The organism is Pantoea sp. B270 (assembly GCF_018726825.1).
In the GTDB taxonomy this organism is placed as follows: Bacteria; Pseudomonadota; Gammaproteobacteria; order Enterobacterales; family Enterobacteriaceae; genus Pantoea; species Pantoea dispersa.
Genome location: NZ_JAHCSX010000002.1, coordinates 605243 through 623021, shown reverse-complemented (window position 1 = coordinate 623021; position 17779 = coordinate 605243). Strand labels below are relative to the sequence as shown.

Sequence of the window (17779 nt, the reverse complement as noted above, 5' to 3'; positions counted from 1 at the left end):
GTGTGTAACGTTACAGGCCGAGCGCGCGCGTTACCGCTTCCGGCATTGACGGGCGCCCATTGGCGAGACAGGTGGCGACAAACGTGGCCTCGGCATACACCACGCCGTCGACCTTGATTTGCTGCACGAAGTTCACGCGATTGCGCTTCTCATTCTGCTCCAGCGCGCAGGTGACTTCCACCTTATCGCCTTTCACCAGGCTCTTGCGGAAGCGCAGCGTGTACTCCAGCACCATGTAAATCTTGCCCTGACTGAACTCTTCTTCAATGTCGATACCCAGCGCCTCGCGCATGTAAGCGTGGCGCGTCCACTCCATGTAAAACGGGTAGTACAGCCCGTCGACCACGCCCTGAAAATCGATATGGCTTTCATCTACGTCATAGTGCTTTACGAACATTTTTGCATCCTGATAAGCGCGTTACGCGGTGAGGCAATGGGTATACCGCAGAATGACGTAGCGGGAAAATGGCAAGATGTTGCAAAGTAATTCCACTGTCGCCTGGCAGAATGAATGCTGGTATTTTCCCGTGCTGCAGCTGAAACTGACAGCTGCATCACATATCCATAATCAACTGGCTACCTTTTTGTGACAAATCACGCAGCCCGGACACATTTTTCTGCGCAGGGTCGCGCGGCCAAACATAATGGTTTTACTATGTACACACATGTTGTACAGAGTAAAACAACAACACTGGCCGATTTGCGTTAAGCCATGACTCTGTGAGGAACCCTATGTCTGACAAGATAACCCGCGCGGCCGCTGTGCCCGATATTGAGCAGCAGACCGTAAAACGCGTCATCTGGCGCATTCTGCCGTTCCTGATCGTCTGCTATCTGATCGCCATTATTGATCGCGGCAACATCGGCATGGCGTCCCTGCAAATGAATGAAGACCTCGGGCTGAGCAAAGCGGTGTTTGGCCTGGCCAGCAGCCTGTTTTTTGTTGGCTATTTTCTGTTTGAGGTGCCAAGCAACCTCGCGATGCAGAAGATTGGCGCCAAAATCTGGATTTCGCGCATCATGGTGACCTGGGGCATTGTCTCGGTGTGCACCGCGTTCGTCAGCAGTGCGGAAATGCTGTACGTGCTGCGCTTTCTGCTGGGCGCTGCCGAAGCCGGCTTCTTTCCCGGCGTGATCCTATATCTGACTTACTGGATTCCGGCGAAATATCGCGCGCGCGTGATTGCGACCTTTATGGTGGCGATCCCGGCAGCCAACTTTATTGGCTCGCCGATCTCGGGCGCAATCCTGACGATGGACGGCTGGTTCGGCCTGCGCGGCTGGCACTGGCTGTTTATCATCGAAGGATTCCCGGCGATTGTGCTGGGGGTGCTGGCTTTCTTCCTGCTCAGCAACCGTCCGGAAAATGCCCACTGGCTGACCAGCGAACAGCGCAACTGGCTGAGCGGCAAACTGGCTGAAGAGAATGCCCAGCGTAAAGCAATTGGTCATATCACCCTGTGGCAGCTGCTGCGCCACAAGCATATCTGGGTGATGGCGCTGATTTACGCCGGCGCGTCGGCAGCGGGTTCGACGCTGAGCGTCTGGTCACCGCAGCTGCTGAAATCATTTGGCCTGGATAACTTCACCACCGGTTTGATGAATGCGATCCCGTACGGTCTGGCATCGATTCTGATGATTGTCTGGGGCCGCAGCTCTGACCGCAGCGGTGAGCGTCGCTGGCACACCGCGCTGACGCTGTTCCTGATTGCCGGTGGACTGCTGGCGGCCTTCCTGACCGATACGCTGGCGGGCAGCGTGGTGATTCTGTCACTGGTGCTGATTGGTGCTTACTCGATGAAAGGGCCGTTCTGGGCGCTGGCCTCGGGCTGGATGTCCTCAACCACCGCAGCGGCCGGTCTGGCTGCTATCGGCGCGATGGCCAACCTGATTGGTGGCGGGCTGATGGTGAACGTTTACGGCATCATCAATGAGAAAACCGGCAGCCATGCGATGGCGATGATTCCTCTGGCGCTGCTGTGCGCGGCGGGCGGCATTGCGGTATTGCTGATGGGACGCAGCAAAAAGCTACACGTTGAAGCGGAACAGCCGGTGGCCAGCACCGGGAAATAATCTCATGAGCCTGTGCCAGGGAGGGCACGCATCTGGCTCATCACGTCTGACGTTATCCTGCTTTCATCCTCTAAAACATCCGTTTCCCGATGCGCCACAGGCACACCGGGAAACGCGGCGTTATTATCTCTGCTCAGCGCTGCGCTGGCGCCACGGATCTTTCACCATGGCGACCGCCAGTGCGCCAATCATCAGGACTGCCGCCACCGCCAGCAGCGCCCACATAAAGCCGCCGGTAGACTGACGCACATAGCCGATCAGCGACGGGCCGAAGAAGCCGCCGAGATTACCAATCGAGACAATCATGGCTAAGCCGCCTGCCGCGGCATTGCCGGTTAAAAAGCCGGAAGGCAGCGCCCAGAACGAGGCCTGAAACGCCAGAATACCGCTGACGGTGCAGCACAGCGCCAGCATTTTGATCACCGGCGCATCGCTCAGCGCGCTGCACATCAGGGCTAAGGCGGCGATTACCAGCGCGCCGCTGATCCAGCGAATACGGTGCGCTGATGCATTAGCGCGGCGCGCCCACAACAGCATGCTCACGGCACCGCAGACATAGGGCAGCGCGGCAAGAAAGCCGGTTGCCGTATGGCTCACGCCGAGCTGTTTGATGATCTGCGGCATCCACAGTCCCACGCCGATCGAACCCACAATGCCGCAAAAGTTAATAAACGCCAGCAGATACAGCAGCGGATTGCGCAGCGCGTCGCGCATCTGGGAACCGTGCGTTGCCGCGATTTGCTGCTGCTCATCGGCCAGCCGGCGGCTCAGCAACTGCTGTTCACGCGGCGCCAGCCAGCGCGCTTTCTCCGGCCGGTCGCTCAGCACAAACAGGCACATGACGCCGAGGATCACCGCCGGTAAGCCTTCAATCAACAGCAGCCACTGCCAGTTACGGATATGCTCATGGCCGGTGATCTGCATCAGCGCGCCGGAAATCGGTGAGCCGATGATATTGGCCACCGGAATGCCGACCAGGAACGCGGCGGTGATTTTGGCGCGCCAGCTGCCGGGGAACCAGTAGGTAAAGAACAGATAGATGCCGGGGGTAAAGCCGGCCTCTGCTACGCCGAGACAGAAGCGCGCAACGGCAAAGCTGACGGGGCCACTGATGAACGCGGTCGCCATCGAAATCAATCCCCACGAAATCATGATGCGCGCGATCCAGATGCGCGCGCCCACTTTTTGCATGATCAGGTTGCTGGGAATTTCAAACAGGAAATAGCCGATAAAAAACATGCCTGCGCCGAAGCCAAACTGTTCGGCGGTGATGCCGAGATCGGCGTTCATGCCCAGCGCAGCAAAGCTGACGTTGGTGCGGTCAAGGTAGCTGACCACATAGCAGATAAAGATAAACGGCAGAATGCGACGAAAGGCTTTGGCGGCCGCCTGCTCACTGTCCTGGAAATCCTGTTCACTGAGCGTTTCATGGCGGGGTGGCACCGCAGCCGGCTGAGCCGGCGCAGGGCTGGATGTTGAGTGCAGGGTCATAGTAATCTCCGGTGCGTTCGGATGACGCAGAGTTGTAGTCAGAGAAACGAGGTATCGATGGCCGGCAACGCGCGGCCTGGCGTGTTCTGGGTACAGGTCAGGATGCTGCCGCTGACCGATTCGGTGATAAACAGCTGGTTAAGGTCGGCCCCGCCGAAGCACAGGTTGGTGGTGGAGCGACCCAGCGGACTGAGCAGAATCTCTTCCGGTTCAGCCAGATCGTTAAGACGCCAGACGCGCCCCAGGCCGGGATTGGCGATCAGCAGTTCGCCGCGCTGATTGATGGTCAGCCCGTCCGGCCCGCTGGGTCCGTGCGAGGTAAAGAACAGTCCAACTTTGCTCACCGAACCATCCGCCAGCAACGGCACGCGCCACACGCAGTTGCCGCGCGTCATCGCCACGTAGAGGATTTTCTCATCCGGCGACAGAACCAGGCCGTTCGGGCTCGGGCAGTTATCCAGCAGCAGATCCAGCCGGCCATCCGGGCTGAGCCGATAGACGCGTCCGCTGGCATCGTGCAGCCCGGTCTGGCCCTGATCGGTGAAATAGAGATTGCCGCGGCTGTCGGGGGTTAAATCGTTAACGCCGCGAAAGCTTTCGCTGTTACGCCGCGTCAGCCACGGCGTGATAGTGGCGCTGCTGATTGACAGCTTCATCAGGCCGTTACGGTAATCGGTGATGATCAGCGTGTCCGGATCGGTCAGCTTCATGCCGTTGGGCTCACCGTCATACTGCACCACCAGCTCCCAGTTGCCGCTCATATCGACGCGAAAGATGCGGCCATAGGGAATGTCGGTGACATACAGACAGCCGGAGGGATGCCACACCGGGCCTTCGAGAAAGGAGTCGGTAAGCTGGCCGCCGCGATTGGCGGCAGCCCAGACATTGCCGGCGTCCGGCCGGCGAAACGCTTCAGGCAGGCGCGAAAACAGCGTTAACTCGCGCACCTCCGGTACGGTGAGCACGGTCATGATACCGCCTCCTGCTCCTGCAGAACCTGCAACGCGTTGCGCGCGGCACCGGTGCCCATGCGCACGTAAGCATTGTCGCTCACGCCACCAATGTGCGGCGTAATAATCACATTGTTGAGCGACTGCCACAGATGCGGTGCAGTCAGCGGCTCGCTGGTGAAGCTGTCCAGTCCGGCGGCACGCAGCGTGCCGTTTTGCAGCGCGGTCGCCACCGCCTGATCGTCAATCAGTCCGCCGCGTGCGGTGTTGACCAGAATCGCGCCAGGCTTGAAACGGGCAAGGGCGGCCGCGTTGATCATCTGGTGATTGCTGTCCGTCAGCGGACAGTGCAGCGACACCACATCGGCACGGCTGTACAGTTCATCCAGTGATTCAACCGCTTCACAGCCAGCCGGCAAGGTTTGCGCATAAGGATCGTAGGCCAGCACCTGCATACCGAAGGCCTGGCCAATGCGCGCCACGCGGCTGCCGATGGCACCCAGACCGACCAGGCCGAGCGTGCGTCCTTCCAGCTCCAGCGATTTATGCTGCGCTTTATCCCAGTGTCCGTCGCGCATCCGGCGGTCCAGCTGCGGCACGGATTTAGCACAGGCGAGGATCAGCGCCCACGCATGCTCCGACACGGCGGCGGCATTGGCACCCACTGCCGCGCGGACCGCAATCTGGCGTTCCGCCGCCGCCTGCTGATCGATAACGTCGATACCGCTGCCGTGCTTGGAGATCACGCGCAGCGCCGGCGCGGCGTCCATGATGCGCCCGTTGATTTTGCCGTAACGTACGATGATCGCCTGAGGATTATGGCGCTCACACAGCGCGATCAAATCGGCTTCCTGCGGCTGGCGTCCGGCATAAATCAGCTGATAGTCCTGCAGCAGCTCGACGGCTTCAGCAGCCAGGTCGCTGCCGGTGATGAGGATAGTTTTTACGTTGCTCATTACAGAGATTCTCCTTCTGCTAACATACCCGCCGCGCGCAGAGCACCTTCCAGCCAGCCCGGACGTAAATCGCCCTGCTTAATACCCGCGATGCGGCGCGTTTCGGCGTCCAGCTTCTTCGCCGCCAGGGCAATGATGCGTTCCACATCCTGTTTAGCGATCACCACCACGCCATCGGCATCGCCGACCACCAGGTCGCCCGGCTCAATCGGCGCACCGGCCACCGACACCGGATGGTTCACGCGTCCGGGAATACTTTTGGTGGGGCCGCTCGGGTTGAGGCCGGCAGCAAACACCGGATAGCTGCCCTGCGCGAGGGCGTCAGCATCACGCACCGCGCCATCAATGATGATGCCGGCGATGCCGGACGCTTCGGCCTGGGTTGCCATGATTTCACCCAGCAGCGCGCAACTGATGTCGCCTTTGCCGTCTACTACCAGCACATCACCCGGCTGGGCGATAGCCAGCGCCGCGTGAATCGCCAGGTTATCGCCCGGACGGACTTCCACCGTGATGGCCGGCCCGGCGACTTTCATCTGCGGCGACAGTGGTTTAACGCGGCCATGCAGGGTGCCGCGACGACCGGCGACATCGGCCAGAATCGCCGCCTGGAATGCGGCGGCCTGGCTGACGGACAGGGCGCTGACGCGCTCAATGTTGCGGTTGATCAGGTTATTTGCAGAAACAGACATAATTCACCTCATGGTTTGTTTTACCTGGTACAACAATGTTGTACAATATAAAACAACTATATCGACGATCTGACGCCGCATGCCAGTGTTACGAAGGTGTTTGTGATGTAAACACGATGTGACTCACAGTTTTCAGGTACACTCAGGACGGCACAAATCAGGAGGAAAAAATGGGAAATGAAGGCGTTAATGCGGTGGAGAAGGCGTTGTCCCTGCTGGATTGTTTTAAGCCGGGCGAAGAGAGCCTGTCGCTGACTGCGCTGTCGCAGCTTTCCGGCTATCACAAAACCACTGTCTATCGTCTGATGAACTCGCTGGAAAGGATGGGCTATGTGGTGCGCAGTGACAGCGGGGTCTACACGCTCGGCCCGCGTCTGTTATACCTCGGCAAGCTTTATGAGCAATCATTCCATCTGGCCAGCGTGGTGCAGCCGGAATTGCAGGCACTGGCAACGGCGACCAACGAGAGCGCCAGCTGGTACGTACTGGATAACGGCCAGCGTCTGTGCCTGTTTCGTGCTGAATCGTCTGATGGCCTGCGTCATACGCGCCTGCCGGGGACGATTTTTCCGCTCGATAACTCAGCCATCAGTAAGGTGCTGCGTTTCTGGGGTATGAATGAAAATCTCTTCGATGCGCTGCCGTCGCTGCCTATATTCAGCTCAGGCGCGCGCGATCCGCACATCGCGGCCTTTGCCGTACCGGTATTCGCCGAAAATGATCGGCTAACCGCTGCGCTGGCGCTGACGGGCCCGGTTTCGCGTCTGACGCTGAATCGCAAAGATGAAGAGTTAGGCGTGTTGATGCGCGAAGCGGCTGCACGCCTGTCAGCCAAACTGGGCGCGCGCAAAGCATTTTGTGATGCGGTTTATGCGGCTAAATAAGGCTGCGCATTAATCACTCATCGGCGGGCCAGCAGGCCTGCCGCACTCCTTCGGATTTTTCAAAGCAACACCTCAGTTAATGCTGTTTTCCCTGCTGCGCTAAGCCCGGTATACCTTGCGGAAACCAATTAAACGCTGGCAGGCATCATGAGCACCCATACCCGCATCCGCAAATTCAACACCAAAGATACCTATCCTAATCAGTCGCTGGACAACGATCTGTGTCAGGCCGTGCGCGCCGGCAACACCGTTTACGTGCGTGGCCAGATTGGCACCGACTTCGAAGGCAACCTGGTGGGGCTGGGCGATCCGGCAGCGCAGGCCGAGCAGGCGATGAAAAACGTGAAGCAACTGCTCGAAGAAGCGGGCAGCGACCTGTCGCACATCGTGAAAACCACCACCTACATCATCGACCCGCGCTATCGCGAGCCGGTGTATCAGGTGGTGGGCAAGTGGCTGAAAGGTGTGTTTCCCATTTCCACCGGTCTGGTGATCTCGGGACTGGGCCAGCCGCAATGGCTGATGGAGATCGACGTGATTGCGGTAATCCCCGACGACTGGCAGCCACAATAAGGAGCGCCGCATCATGACGTTATCGATTGTTGGACGCTGCGCGCAAACCGGCCAGCTGGGCATCGCGGTCAGCTCGTCGAGTATTGCGGTCGGCGCACGCTGTCCGTGGCTGCGCGCCGGCGTCGGCGCGGTCTCCACACAGAACATCACGCTGCCGGCGCTGGGGCCGCGCATCCTTGATCGGCTGAGTCAGGGCGAGACGGCGCAGCAGGCGCTGCAGAGCGGTCTTGCCAGCGATGACTTTTTTGATTATCGCCAGCTTACGGTGCTGGCGGCCGACGGCAGCAGTGCCTGCTTCAGCGGAACGCACACGCTGGGAGTGAATCACGCGCTGTGCGGCAGCGACTGCGTAGCGGCCGGTAATTTGCTGGCGAATCCCGAGGTGATTGCGGCGATGGTCAGTGCGTTTACGCAGCAGCCGGGCGAACTGGCCGGACGGTTAATCGCGGCCATGCAGGCCGGGATGGCCGCCGGAGGCGAAGCCGGGCCGGTTCATTCGGCGGCGCTGGCAGTGGTGGGCGAACCGTCGTGGCCGCTGGTTGATCTGCGCGTTGACTGGACGGAGGGCGATCCCATCGCAGAACTTCATCAGCTGTGGCTGGCCTATCAGCCGCAGATGCAGGATTACCTGACGCGCGCGCTCAATCCCACGCTGGCACCCCGTTACGGCGTGCCGGGCGATGAATAAGCGAGAGGAGACGCGATGCTGACCAGCCGTAACCTGCTCGAACACCTGGTGGCTTTCGATACCACCAGCCGCGAATCCAATCTCGCGCTGATCGATTTCTGCTGGCGCTACCTTAGCGGGCTGGGCGTGACCTGTGAACTGATGCACAACGCAGAACGCAGCAAGGCCAATCTCTATGCGCGGCTCGGGCCAGCCGGCAGCGGCGGGGTGATGCTATCGGGCCACAGCGATGTGGTGCCGGTTGATGGCCAGACGTGGACGGTGCCGCCGTTTGCGCTCACCGAACGCGACGGCAAGCTGTACGGACGCGGCACGGCAGACATGAAAGGCTTCCTCGCCTGCATGCTGGCTGCCGTGCCGCATTTTCTCGCCCAGCCGCTGCGTCAGCCGCTGCATCTGGCTATCTCCTATGACGAAGAGGTGGGTTGCCTCGGCGTGCGCTCGCTGGTGAAGGCGCTGGCGCAGCGCAGCGATCGACCGGCAATCTGCCTGATTGGCGAGCCGACAGAACTGCGTCCGGTGCTGGGCCACAAAGGCAAGCTGGCAATGCGCTGCGAAGTGCAGGGCGCGGCCTGCCACTCGGCGTACGCGCCGCAGGGCGTCAATGCGATTGAATACGCCGCGAAGCTGATCCAGCGCTTAACCGTCATCGGTGAACGTCTGGCGGCGCCGGAACGACAGGATGCGCGCTTTGATCCGCCATTTACCACCGTGCAAACCGGGGTGATCCACGGCGGACGCGCGCTGAACATCGTGCCCGACGCCTGCAGTTTTGATTTCGAAGTGCGCACGCTGCCGCAGGAGGATGCGCAGCAGGTGGCAGAGGAGCTGGTGGCGTATGCGCAGCAGACGCTGGAGCCGCAGATGCGCGCGGTGCAGCCCGCCAGCGCCATCCGCTTCTCGCCGCTCAGCGCCTATCCAGGACTGGATACCGCCGCGCACAGTGCCGCGGCACAGCTGATTGCCCGGCTGAGCGGCAGCGACAGCTTCGGCACCGTGGCGTTTGGCACTGAAGGCGGACTGTTTGCCGCCGCCGGCATCCCCTGTGTGGTGTGCGGTCCCGGCAGTATGGAGCAGGGCCATAAGCCCGACGAATTTATCACCCTCGCACAGCTGGACGCCTGTGACAGCCTGTTACGCCGGCTGGCGACCTGGATGTGCGAATGAACCCGCGACGAGCCACCCCGTCCGAATCCGGAGATTGTATGGTCAGTGCAGAAGTAACCCCGTTTCCGCAGCCGCTGTCATCGGCACCGCATAAGGCCAACGTGGCGGTGCAGTTGGATGGCGTCCTGAAGCGCTTTGGTGATGCCATCGCGCTGCATAAAATTTCTCTCACCATCCACGAAGGTGAGTTCATTACGCTGCTCGGCCCGTCCGGCTGCGGTAAAACCACGCTGCTGAACCTGATGGCCGGCTTTGCCGAAGCCGACGGCGGTGAGATTTTTATCGATGGCGAACTGGTAACGGAAATCCCGCCCTATCAGCGCGAGATCGGCATCGTGTTTCAGAACTACGCGCTGTTTCCGCACATGACGGTGGAGAAAAACGTCGGCTACGGCTTGCGTATGCGCGGCGTGCCGAAAGCGGAAATCGCCGAGCGGGTCGGGCAGGCGCTGGCGCTGGTGAAGCTGGCGGGTTACGGCCAGCGCAAGCCGCGTGAACTGTCCGGCGGGCAGCAGCAGCGCGTGGCGCTGGCGCGTGCGCTGGTGATTCGCCCCAAAGTGCTGCTGCTGGATGAGCCGTTCTCCGCACTGGACAAAAATTTGCGTTTATCCATGCAGGTCGAGCTGAAAGCGATTCAGCGCAAACTCGGCGTGACCACGGTCTTTGTTACCCACGATCAGGGCGAAGCGCTGAGCATGAGCGACCGCGTGGTAGTGATGTCGGCCGGGCACGTGCGCCAGATCGGTCCGCCGGATGAGATCTATCGCCGCCCGCAGGATCCGTTTGTCGCCAGCTTCGTTGGTGACGTGAACATTTTGCCGGGCCGCTACGCCGGCCGCGACACCAGCGCGCTGCTGGAGCTGGGCGGCAACACGCTGCGCCTGCCGGCCAAACGAGTGCAGGCCAGCGTCGGCGACCGGCTCGATGTGTATGTGCGTCCGGAAAATGTGCAGCTGGCGCCGCTTGGTCCGCAGGCACTGCTCAGCGCCACGGTGCTGACGCACGTGTTTCAGGGCGATCACGTTGACGTGCACCTCGACATTCCGGCGCTCGGCAGTGCCTCACTGTTTGCCCGTCAGTCCGGACTGGAGGCGCTGACGCGCTGGCCGGTCGGCAGCGTGGTGGGGCTGACGTTTGATGACGAGGGCGTTTGCGCCTTCGCCAGCGACGCACAGGGTTAACGCATGGCAACGGAAACCATGACGGCGATCATCGCCGCACAGCCGGGTGGTGCAGAGGTGCTGACTGCGGTGCAGCGCCCGGTGCCGCAGCCGGGACCGGGCGAAGTGCTGCTGCGCGTCGTCAGCGCAGGGGTTAACCGGCCCGATATTCTGCAGCGCAACGGCATGCCACCGCCGCCAGGCTGCAGCGATATCCTCGGGCTGGAAGCGGCGGGCGTCATCGTTGCGCTCGGCGCAGGCGTCAGCGAACTGCAGCCGGGCATGGCGGTGATGGCGCTGCTGAGCGGCGGCGGTTATGCACAATACTGCGTGGCGCGCGCCGACCTGTGCCTGCCGGTGCCGGACACGCTGCCGCTCAGCCACGCGGCGGGGTTTCCCGAAGCCGCGTTTACCGTCTGGCACAACCTGTTTGAGCTGGGCCGTCTGATGCCGGGCGACAGCGTGCTGATTCACGGCGCGGCCAGCGGCGTGGGCACGCTGGCGATCCAGTGCGCCCAGGCTTGTGGCGCGCGGGTGATTGCCACCGCCGGCGGTGCGGAAAAAATTGCCGCGCTGCAGCAGCTGGGCGTGTGGCGCGCCATCGATCGCCATAGCGAAGATTTTGTGGCGGTGATTCAGACGCTGACCCGGGAACGCGGCGTGGATGTGGTGCTGGATAACGTCGGCGGCGACTACATTGCGCGCAACCTCAGCGTGCTGGCAGCGGGCGGGCGGCACGTCAGCCTCGCCTTTATGCAGCGGGCCACGGTGGAGATCGATTTACAGCTGATCATGCGCAAGGGCTTAAGCCTGACCTCTTCCACGCTGCGACCGAAAAGCGCGGCGGAAAAAGCGCGTCTGGCGCAGCGCGTGCGCGCCCATCTGCTGCCTTTACTGGCCGCCGGGCGCATCACGCCGCGCGTGCATCAGCGATTGCCACTGACGGCCGCCGCGCAGGCGCACCGCATCCTTGAAGCCAATGCCAATATCGGCAAAGTGCTGCTGCTGCCAGATGCGGAGGCCATGCCATGATGGAACTCTATTACGCCTCTACCTCGGCTTACGTGCGAAAAGTGATGGTGTGCGCCCGGCTGCTGGATCTGGCGCCGGAGATCACTCTGCTGGCGTCGGCGGCGCACCCCATTGAGCGCGATGCGCGCATTGCCGCGTTTAATCCGCTGGCTAAAGTGCCGGCGCTGCGCACCGAACAGGGACTATGTTTATACGACAGCCGGGTGATCTGCGAATACCTTAACCAGCGCGCCGCGGGCCAGTTGCTGCCGGCAGACGGCGAGGCACGCTGGCTGTGCCTCACGCGCCAGGCGCTGGGTGATGGGCTGCTGGATGCCGCGCTGCTGGCGCGCTACGAAACCAGCGCTCGTCCGCCGGAAAAGCAGTGGTCAGCGTGGCGTGACGCGCAGCTGACTAAAGTGGCGGCCGCGCTGGCGGCCATTGAGCAGCAGGCGGCGCAGTTCAGCCGCACGCCCGACGATCTCGGGTTGATCGCCATCGGCTGCGGATTGGGCTACCTCGACTTCCGTTTTGCTGAACTCAACTGGCGCGCCACGCATCCGCAGAGCGCCGCCTGGTTTGCTCTCTTTGACGCGCACCCGGCGATGGCCGCGACGCGCCCACACCTGTAACGGAGCCGCAATGTCTCAGATTTTCTTTCTCAATGGGCCGAATGCCAATCTGTACGGCATGGATCGCCACGGTACTTATGGCAGCGACAGTTTCGCCAGCATCGGCGAGCGCTGTCAGCGGCGCGCCGACGCGCACGGCCTCAGGCTGCAGTTTCGTCAGAGCAATCATGAAGGGGTGCTGGTGGACTGGATTCAGGAAGCGCGCCAGCAGGCAAACGGGCTGATCATCAATGCCGCCGGGTTGTCGTATCGCTCGGTACCGATTCTGGATGCGCTGCTGATGTTTGATGGCCCGATCATCGAAGCGCACATGAGCAATCTCTGGCAGCGCGAGCCGTTTCGTCATCAGTCGCTGGTATCGAAAGCCGCCACCGGCGTGATCGCCGGGCTGGGCGCGCTGGGTTATGAACTGGCTATCGATGCGCTGGCGACGCTGCTTCAGGAGCCCAGCGCATGACGACTCTGGTGTTTTACAGCGAGTTCGACAGCTTTGAGGCGTGGTCGGCGCTGCTGGCACCGCAGTTACCGGATGTCGCTATCTGCCGTGCCGATCAGGTTGCGGATGCCGATAGCGTGCAGTTTGCGCTGGCGTGGAAGCCGCCGCGCGGCTTTTTTGCCCCGTATCGCCAGCTGAAATTGCTGGTGAATTTGGGCGCGGGCGTCGACTCGCTGGTAGGGCGCGACGACCTGCCTGACATCCCGATCGTCCGGCTATCGGACCCGGATATGGCGCGCATGATGGCCGGTTACGTGCTGTTTGCCGTGCTGCGTTACGCGCGTGACATACCGGCATTTGAGCGCGCACAGCGTGAACATCGCTGGCACTATCTGCATCCGCGCGAGCCGGCGTCGATTCGCGTGGGCGTGTTGGGGCTGGGCGAACTGGGTGCGTATGCGGCGCGCGAGCTGGCGCGTCAGGGCTTTGACGTGCGCGGCTGGTCGCGGTCGCCCAAAGCGCTGGACGGCATTCACTGCGTCAGCGGTGCGCAGGCGCTGGATGCGTTTCTGGCCAGCAGCGACATTCTGGTGGTGATGCTGCCGCTCACGCCGGAAACCCACGGTTTGCTGGATGCGCAGCGTCTGGCGCGATTGCCGCCGGGCTGCGCGCTGATCAACGTGTCGCGTGGCGCGATTGTCGATCAGCCCGCGCTGACCGCGGCGCTGCAGAGCGGACAGATCGGGCACGCCACATTAGACGTGTTTGATCGCGAGCCGCTGCCGCCCGACGATGCGCTGTGGGGCATGGAGAATGTGCTGATCACGCCGCATCTGGCGTCGGTGGCGATCCCGGCCAGCGCCGCGCGTCAGGTGGCTGATAACATCCAGCGAGTGATGCGCGGCGAGCCGGTGCTCAACCAGGTGTTTCCCGCGCGGGGTTACTGAGCGCGTCAGGCGACGCGCACCACCTGCGGGTCGAAGTAGCTTGGCGCGGCCATGCCGGGAATGTATTGATCGGAGATAAACATGCGGCAGCGTTCGGCGAAGGCGTTGACCACCATCGACTGCTGCACGTGGGCCACCGTGGCGTATCCCAGCAACATCGGCCGGTTCACGCCGGCAAGGCGCACGCGGATCACCCGTTTGCCATCCTGCGACAGATTGGCTTTGGGCCGCACATTGGCGATGCCAAATCCCACGCCGTTGGCCACCATCGCGCGTACCACTTCCATATTGCCGGAGCGCATTACAATGTTGGGCGTAACGCCTGCTTCGCTAAACAGGCTGAGAAAATATTCGCGGCTCCACGGCATATCCAGCAGCACCATCGGCACCGTAGCGAGATCCTGAATGGTCACCGCAGACTGACTGGCAAACGGGTGATGTTCGCCGACCATCACATACGGCGGCAGCTGTGCCAGCGACTGAAACGCGATGTCGCTGGCTGGCACCAGATCGTAGGTCAGCGCGATATCGATATCGGCGGCGCGCAGCTGTTTCAGCAGCTGTTCATGATTGCCCTCCACCAGCGTGATGCGCACGCCGGGGAAGGCACGGCCAAAGCCAAACACCAGCTCCGGCGTCAGCATCGGGGCCAGCGTGTCGAGACAGCCGACGCGCAGCGGGCCGCGCACGTTGTTCAGCGACTCAGAGGCGATGGTATACAGATTCGACATCTGTTCCAGAATCAGCTTCGCCTCTTTTAATACCTGATGGCCAATGGCGGTGAGCGACACGCCCTGCGCGTGGTGGCGCACAAACAGCTGCACCCCCAGCTCGGATTCGATGTGGGTAATGGCGGCCGAGATCGACGGTGACGACACGTGAATACGTTCGGATGCGCCAATAATGCTGCCGGCTTCGCCGGACGCGACGAAGTATTCCAGCTGGCGCTGGGTGATGCGACTGAGCATGCAGATTCTCCTGGTGTCGCCAGCGCGATCTTGTCGCGCCGGCTTTTCTATTTACCCCTGTTTCCATGCATTTATCATGCCGGACAGCGAATAGCAGCATAATCCCCTGCCTGACGCTTCACGCCCATTCGCTTCTGCCTCACTAAGGCTTAAGAAAATCCGTTGCAAAGCAGCGACTTTTTTAGCGTCAGAAATTCCGATGCAACGGCGAGGAAAAGGCTGTTTTACCGCAGCAGCGGCCAGCGGCAGAATCGCTGTGACACCTGCTTTTCACTTTCGCACTGTTTTGGCGCAGCGCGCCGTGGCGAATCAACGGTGGTTCAGAGCAGCGATAACAGCCTTTTCATTCACTGGGGACAAAAATATGTTGCGTAAGATGTGTGCCTTAACGTTGTTAACCACGGGAATTCTGAGCGCAGGGAATGCCATGGCCGCCGACAAGCTGATTGTCAGCACCTGGGGCGGCAGCTTTAAAGATCTGATCGATCAAACCATCGCTAAAGAGTTCACCAAAGAGACCGGCGTCGAAGTGCAGTTCGTCACCGGCGGCACCATCGATCGCCTCAACAAAGCCAAACTGGCGGGCGGTTCGCCGGAAACTGACGTGACCTTCACCACCGCGCACGTCGGCTATCTGTATGCCAACAGCGGCCTGTTCGAGAAGCTCGACATGAGCAAAATTCCTAACGCGGTCAACTTGGTGCAGCAGGCGAAAGTCAGCCCGTATCATCTGGGCGTGTGGGGCTACGTCTACACCATTGGCTACCGTCCGGATCTGGTGCCGAAAGGGGAAACCTTCACCAGCTGGAACGACCTGTGGAAGCCGGAGCTGAAAGGCACGCTGGCGCTGCCCGACTGGGATCCGAGCCACATCATCGCCGTGGCCGCCAAACTCTCCGGCAGCGATGCGGCGCACTGGCAGCAGGGCCAGGCGAAGCTGAAAGCGCTGATTCCTAACATCAAATCGTTCTACACCGATGATGCCAACAGCCAGCAGCTGATCTCCACCGGAGAAACGCCGGTGCAGGTGATGCTGTCGATGAACGCCTACAGCATGATTGCGGAAGGGGTCAACATCAAGCTGGCGATACCGAAAGAGGGCGCGATCCTCGGCGTGGATACCGTCGGCATCAATAAAGGCAGCAAACATACCGATCTGGCGTACAAGTTCATCAACATCGCGCTGAAACCGGAAATTCAGCAGCAGGTGGCGAAGATCTATCGCGGTAGCCCGACGGTGACCAACGCGCATATCGATCCGGAGCTGGCGAAGCTGCCAGGCATGCTGACCACGCCGGCGCAGTGGAATGCCACCATCAATACCGATCCCCAACTGCGTGCGGAGAAAACTGCCGAGTGGCGTCAATGGTTCTCTGAAAACATCATGTCTCACTGATTGTCCTGGTGCTGCGGCGGGGCGGGTGCCTCGCCGTAGCCGGTACCACCTATGCAGGCAGTAACGTCCATGACGAAAAAACCGACATTTTTACCCTGGTTCATTCTTCCCGCCACGCTGACCGCGATGGGGCTGGTCGTCGCGATGTTTGCGGTGATGCAGTTCAGCGTGCGCGCGTACATCCCCGGCTCGCTGGATGTCGGCGGCTTTACGCTGGCCAATTTCAGTGGCCTGTTCAAACGCATCTACGGCGACGCGTTTCTCAACACCGTGCTGCTCAGCGCCAAAACGGCCCTGTTTGGTTTGCTGATGAGTTACCCACTGGCCTATGCGCTGGTGCGCACCCGCACCGCGTGGATCAAATCCACCATTCTGATCATCGCAATTACCCCGCTGTTTCTGGGGGAAGTGGTGCGCACCTATTCGTGGATTATCGTGCTGGGTAACAGCGGCTTTCTTAATAGCCTGCTGCTGGCGCTGGGCATCATCAGCCAGCCAATCCAGTTTATGTTTACCCAGACCGGCGTGGTGGTCGCGCTGGTGCATGTCACCATGCCGATCATGGTGCTGATGCTGGCGACGGCGCTGTCACACATCAATCCGGACTACGAAAAAGCCGCCACCAGCCTTGGTGCCGGGCCGGTACGCGCGCTGCTGACGGTGACCATTCCGCTGTCCATTCCTGGCATCATCGCCAGCCTGACCACCGCGTTTGCCTGGACCTTTAGCGCTTTCGCGACGCCACAACTGATTGGCGGCGGACGCGTCAGTACCGTGGCTACGCTGGTGTATCAGCTGGGCTTCTCCTCGATGAACTTCCCGTTTGCCGCAGCGCTGAGCATTGCTGGCCTGCTGCTGACCATTCTGCTGCTGCTGGCGCTGAAGCGCATGACGCGCTTCCTGCACGCCATGGGAGGGCACTGATATGACCCGTTCTCACAACGACAAACTGATTGCGCTGCTGGGCAAACTGCTGGTGATCGCCATTCTGGCGTTTGTCATGTTGCCCACCGTCGTGGTGTTTATCTCGTCGTTCAGCAGCACCTCCGTGCTGTTCTTCCCGCCGAAAGGCTGGTCGCTGCGCTGGTTTGAGCGGGCGCTGAGCTACGACGATTTTCGTCACGGCTTCTGGTCCGGACTGATTGTCACAGCATGGGCGTCAACGCTGGCGGTGGTCATCGGTGCCACTCTGGCGATTGCCATTGAGCGCTATCGCTTTCCCTGCAAACAGGTGCTGGAGAGCATTCTGCTGTCGCCGCTGTTTATTCCGCATTTCACTATTGGCCTCGGCCTGCTGATGCTGGTGTCGCAGCTCAACCTGGGACGCGGCTACGCACTGGTGATTTTCTGCCACGTGGTGCTGGTGCTGCCGTTCGTGCTGCGCAGCGTCTATGTATCGCTGAAAAATCTCGAGCAGCGGATAGAACTGGCGGCGGCCAGCCTCGGCGCATCGCCGCTGCGCGTGGTATGGACCATTACCGTGCCGCTAATTCTGCCGGGCCTGTTTGGTGGCTGGCTGTTCGCCGCGATTCTCTCATTCAATGAATTTACCGCCTCGCTGTTTATTACCACTCAGGCGACGCAGACGCTGCCGGTGGCGATGTACAACTTCGTGCGTGAATTTGCCGACCCGACGCTGGCGGCGCTGTCGGTTATTTATATTGTGGTGACCGCCGCGATGTTAATTATCGCCAATAAGTTTTTCGGGCTGGGGAAAATATTAAACGTTGAGGCCGGGCATTAATTTCGCTGTGC

General features: G+C 61.0%; 19 protein-coding genes. 13 read left to right on the top strand and 6 right to left on the bottom strand.

The genetic code is table 11. The features are described 5' to 3' along the window. Nucleotides 1-10 precede the first annotated feature (10 nt). Nucleotides 11-397: a thioesterase family protein gene (locus KOL70_RS19265; RefSeq protein WP_021509508.1), complete on the bottom strand. Its 387-nt coding sequence runs from the start codon at nucleotides 395-397 to the stop codon at nucleotides 11-13. Nucleotides 398-732: 335 nt separating this feature from the next. Between KOL70_RS19265 and KOL70_RS19260 the strand changes: the two genes are divergently transcribed. Next, nucleotides 733-2073 (top strand): MFS transporter, encoded by a 1341-nt coding sequence (locus KOL70_RS19260; RefSeq protein WP_021509507.1) that lies wholly within the window; start codon nucleotides 733-735, stop codon nucleotides 2071-2073. Between the two features lie 123 nt (nucleotides 2074-2196). Here the strand turns inward: KOL70_RS19260 and KOL70_RS19255 are convergent, their stop codons facing one another. Genes KOL70_RS19255 through KOL70_RS19240 form a run of 4 tightly spaced genes read right to left on the bottom strand, consistent with a single transcriptional unit; the run spans nucleotide 2197 to nucleotide 6162 of the window. Further along, complete coding sequence (locus tag KOL70_RS19255; protein WP_058775064.1) at nucleotides 2197-3564, bottom strand: MFS transporter; 1368 nt, start codon at nucleotides 3562-3564, stop codon at nucleotides 2197-2199. Between the two features lie 38 nt (nucleotides 3565-3602). Beyond that, nucleotides 3603-4535 (bottom strand): SMP-30/gluconolactonase/LRE family protein, encoded by a 933-nt coding sequence (locus tag KOL70_RS19250; RefSeq protein WP_021509505.1) that lies wholly within the window; start codon nucleotides 4533-4535, stop codon nucleotides 3603-3605. Next, complete coding sequence (locus KOL70_RS19245; RefSeq protein WP_104187238.1) at nucleotides 4532-5470, bottom strand: hydroxyacid dehydrogenase; 939 nt, start codon at nucleotides 5468-5470, stop codon at nucleotides 4532-4534. Before KOL70_RS19245 ends, KOL70_RS19250 begins: the two co-directional genes overlap by 4 nt. Next, on the bottom strand, nucleotides 5470-6162 hold the full coding sequence (locus KOL70_RS19240) for an RraA family protein (RefSeq protein ID WP_211727481.1): 693 nt from the start codon (nucleotides 6160-6162) through the stop codon (nucleotides 5470-5472). The genes KOL70_RS19245 and KOL70_RS19240 overlap by 1 nt, the downstream gene beginning before the upstream one ends. A 170-nt stretch (nucleotides 6163-6332) precedes the next feature. Between KOL70_RS19240 and KOL70_RS19235 the strand changes: the two genes are divergently transcribed. The 9 genes from KOL70_RS19235 to KOL70_RS19195 all read left to right on the top strand — a co-directional run bounded on the left by KOL70_RS19235 (nucleotide 6333) and on the right by KOL70_RS19195 (nucleotide 13660). Then, on the top strand, nucleotides 6333-7046 hold the full coding sequence (locus tag KOL70_RS19235; RefSeq protein WP_021509502.1) for an IclR family transcriptional regulator: 714 nt from the start codon (nucleotides 6333-6335) through the stop codon (nucleotides 7044-7046). A 147-nt stretch (nucleotides 7047-7193) separates the two neighbouring features. Continuing rightward, a complete protein-coding gene (locus KOL70_RS19230) occupies nucleotides 7194-7619 on the top strand; it encodes a RidA family protein (RefSeq protein WP_021509501.1) in 426 nt (141 codons plus the stop codon). Between the two features lie 13 nt (nucleotides 7620-7632). Continuing rightward, nucleotides 7633-8307: a DUF1028 domain-containing protein gene (locus KOL70_RS19225; protein WP_211727482.1), complete on the top strand. Its 675-nt coding sequence runs from the start codon at nucleotides 7633-7635 to the stop codon at nucleotides 8305-8307. Between the two features lie 15 nt (nucleotides 8308-8322). Next, nucleotides 8323-9474, top strand: coding sequence for an acetylornithine deacetylase (gene argE, locus KOL70_RS19220; protein ID WP_152390805.1), 1152 nt, complete (start codon nucleotides 8323-8325; stop codon nucleotides 9472-9474). A gap of 38 nt (nucleotides 9475-9512) precedes the next feature. Next, a complete protein-coding gene (locus KOL70_RS19215) occupies nucleotides 9513-10655 on the top strand; it encodes an ABC transporter ATP-binding protein (RefSeq protein WP_021509498.1) in 1143 nt (380 codons plus the stop codon). A gap of 3 nt (nucleotides 10656-10658) precedes the next feature. Further along, nucleotides 10659-11666: an NAD(P)H-quinone oxidoreductase gene (locus tag KOL70_RS19210; protein WP_058770554.1), complete on the top strand. Its 1008-nt coding sequence runs from the start codon at nucleotides 10659-10661 to the stop codon at nucleotides 11664-11666. Next, nucleotides 11663-12277 (top strand): glutathione S-transferase N-terminal domain-containing protein, encoded by a 615-nt coding sequence (locus tag KOL70_RS19205; RefSeq protein ID WP_058770555.1) that lies wholly within the window; start codon nucleotides 11663-11665, stop codon nucleotides 12275-12277. Before KOL70_RS19210 ends, KOL70_RS19205 begins: the two co-directional genes overlap by 4 nt. Nucleotides 12278-12287: 10 nt before the next feature. After that, nucleotides 12288-12734 carry a type II 3-dehydroquinate dehydratase gene (locus KOL70_RS19200; RefSeq protein WP_021509495.1) on the top strand — a complete coding sequence of 149 codons (447 nt, stop codon included), beginning with the start codon at nucleotides 12288-12290 and terminating at the stop codon, nucleotides 12732-12734. After that, complete coding sequence (locus KOL70_RS19195; RefSeq protein WP_193751887.1) at nucleotides 12731-13660, top strand: glyoxylate/hydroxypyruvate reductase A; 930 nt, start codon at nucleotides 12731-12733, stop codon at nucleotides 13658-13660. The genes KOL70_RS19200 and KOL70_RS19195 overlap by 4 nt, the downstream gene beginning before the upstream one ends. A gap of 5 nt (nucleotides 13661-13665) precedes the next feature. Here KOL70_RS19195 and KOL70_RS19190 read toward each other — a convergent pair whose 3' ends face one another. Continuing rightward, a complete protein-coding gene (locus KOL70_RS19190) occupies nucleotides 13666-14628 on the bottom strand; it encodes a LysR family transcriptional regulator (protein WP_021509493.1) in 963 nt (320 codons plus the stop codon). A gap of 364 nt (nucleotides 14629-14992) precedes the next feature. Here KOL70_RS19190 and KOL70_RS19185 point away from each other — a divergent pair, with 364 nt between their 5' ends. From KOL70_RS19185 to KOL70_RS19175, 3 genes are all read left to right on the top strand, one after another. Continuing rightward, entirely contained in the window at nucleotides 14993-16024 is a 1032-nt protein-coding gene (locus KOL70_RS19185; RefSeq protein ID WP_031280105.1) for an ABC transporter substrate-binding protein, read from the top strand. 69 nt (nucleotides 16025-16093) lie between these two features. Next, nucleotides 16094-16948 carry an ABC transporter permease gene (locus KOL70_RS19180; protein ID WP_021509491.1) on the top strand — a complete coding sequence of 285 codons (855 nt, stop codon included), beginning with the start codon at nucleotides 16094-16096 and terminating at the stop codon, nucleotides 16946-16948. Between the two features lies 1 nt (nucleotide 16949). Next, on the top strand, nucleotides 16950-17768 hold the full coding sequence (locus KOL70_RS19175) for an ABC transporter permease (RefSeq protein WP_215481362.1): 819 nt from the start codon (nucleotides 16950-16952) through the stop codon (nucleotides 17766-17768). Nucleotides 17769-17779 lie beyond the last annotated feature (11 nt).

Bases quoted from the DNA above. Each gene is read 5' to 3' on its own strand.
- KOL70_RS19205 (WP_058770555.1), top strand. From the start codon at position 11,663: ATGATGGAACTCTATTACGCCTCTACCTCGGCTTACGTGCGAAAAGTG.
- KOL70_RS19210 (WP_058770554.1), top strand. From the start codon at position 10,659: ATGGCAACGGAAACCATGACGGCGATCATCGCCGCACAGCCGGGTGGT.
- KOL70_RS19185 (WP_031280105.1), top strand. From the start codon at position 14,993: ATGTTGCGTAAGATGTGTGCCTTAACGTTGTTAACCACGGGAATTCTG.
- KOL70_RS19240 (WP_211727481.1), bottom strand. From the start codon at position 6,162: ATGTCTGTTTCTGCAAATAACCTGATCAACCGCAACATTGAGCGCGTC.
- KOL70_RS19250 (WP_021509505.1), bottom strand. From the start codon at position 4,535: ATGACCGTGCTCACCGTACCGGAGGTGCGCGAGTTAACGCTGTTTTCG.
- KOL70_RS19230 (WP_021509501.1), top strand. From the start codon at position 7,194: ATGAGCACCCATACCCGCATCCGCAAATTCAACACCAAAGATACCTAT.
- KOL70_RS19255 (WP_058775064.1), bottom strand. From the start codon at position 3,564: ATGACCCTGCACTCAACATCCAGCCCTGCGCCGGCTCAGCCGGCTGCG.
- KOL70_RS19265 (WP_021509508.1), bottom strand. From the start codon at position 397: ATGTTCGTAAAGCACTATGACGTAGATGAAAGCCATATCGATTTTCAG.
- KOL70_RS19225 (WP_211727482.1), top strand. From the start codon at position 7,633: ATGACGTTATCGATTGTTGGACGCTGCGCGCAAACCGGCCAGCTGGGC.
- KOL70_RS19190 (WP_021509493.1), bottom strand. From the start codon at position 14,628: ATGCTCAGTCGCATCACCCAGCGCCAGCTGGAATACTTCGTCGCGTCC.
- KOL70_RS19175 (WP_215481362.1), top strand. From the start codon at position 16,950: ATGACCCGTTCTCACAACGACAAACTGATTGCGCTGCTGGGCAAACTG.
- KOL70_RS19235 (WP_021509502.1), top strand. From the start codon at position 6,333: ATGGGAAATGAAGGCGTTAATGCGGTGGAGAAGGCGTTGTCCCTGCTG.
- KOL70_RS19195 (WP_193751887.1), top strand. From the start codon at position 12,731: ATGACGACTCTGGTGTTTTACAGCGAGTTCGACAGCTTTGAGGCGTGG.
- KOL70_RS19260 (WP_021509507.1), top strand. From the start codon at position 733: ATGTCTGACAAGATAACCCGCGCGGCCGCTGTGCCCGATATTGAGCAG.
- KOL70_RS19245 (WP_104187238.1), bottom strand. From the start codon at position 5,470: ATGAGCAACGTAAAAACTATCCTCATCACCGGCAGCGACCTGGCTGCT.
- KOL70_RS19200 (WP_021509495.1), top strand. From the start codon at position 12,288: ATGTCTCAGATTTTCTTTCTCAATGGGCCGAATGCCAATCTGTACGGC.
- argE (WP_152390805.1), top strand. From the start codon at position 8,323: ATGCTGACCAGCCGTAACCTGCTCGAACACCTGGTGGCTTTCGATACC.
- KOL70_RS19215 (WP_021509498.1), top strand. From the start codon at position 9,513: ATGGTCAGTGCAGAAGTAACCCCGTTTCCGCAGCCGCTGTCATCGGCA.
- KOL70_RS19180 (WP_021509491.1), top strand. From the start codon at position 16,094: ATGACGAAAAAACCGACATTTTTACCCTGGTTCATTCTTCCCGCCACG.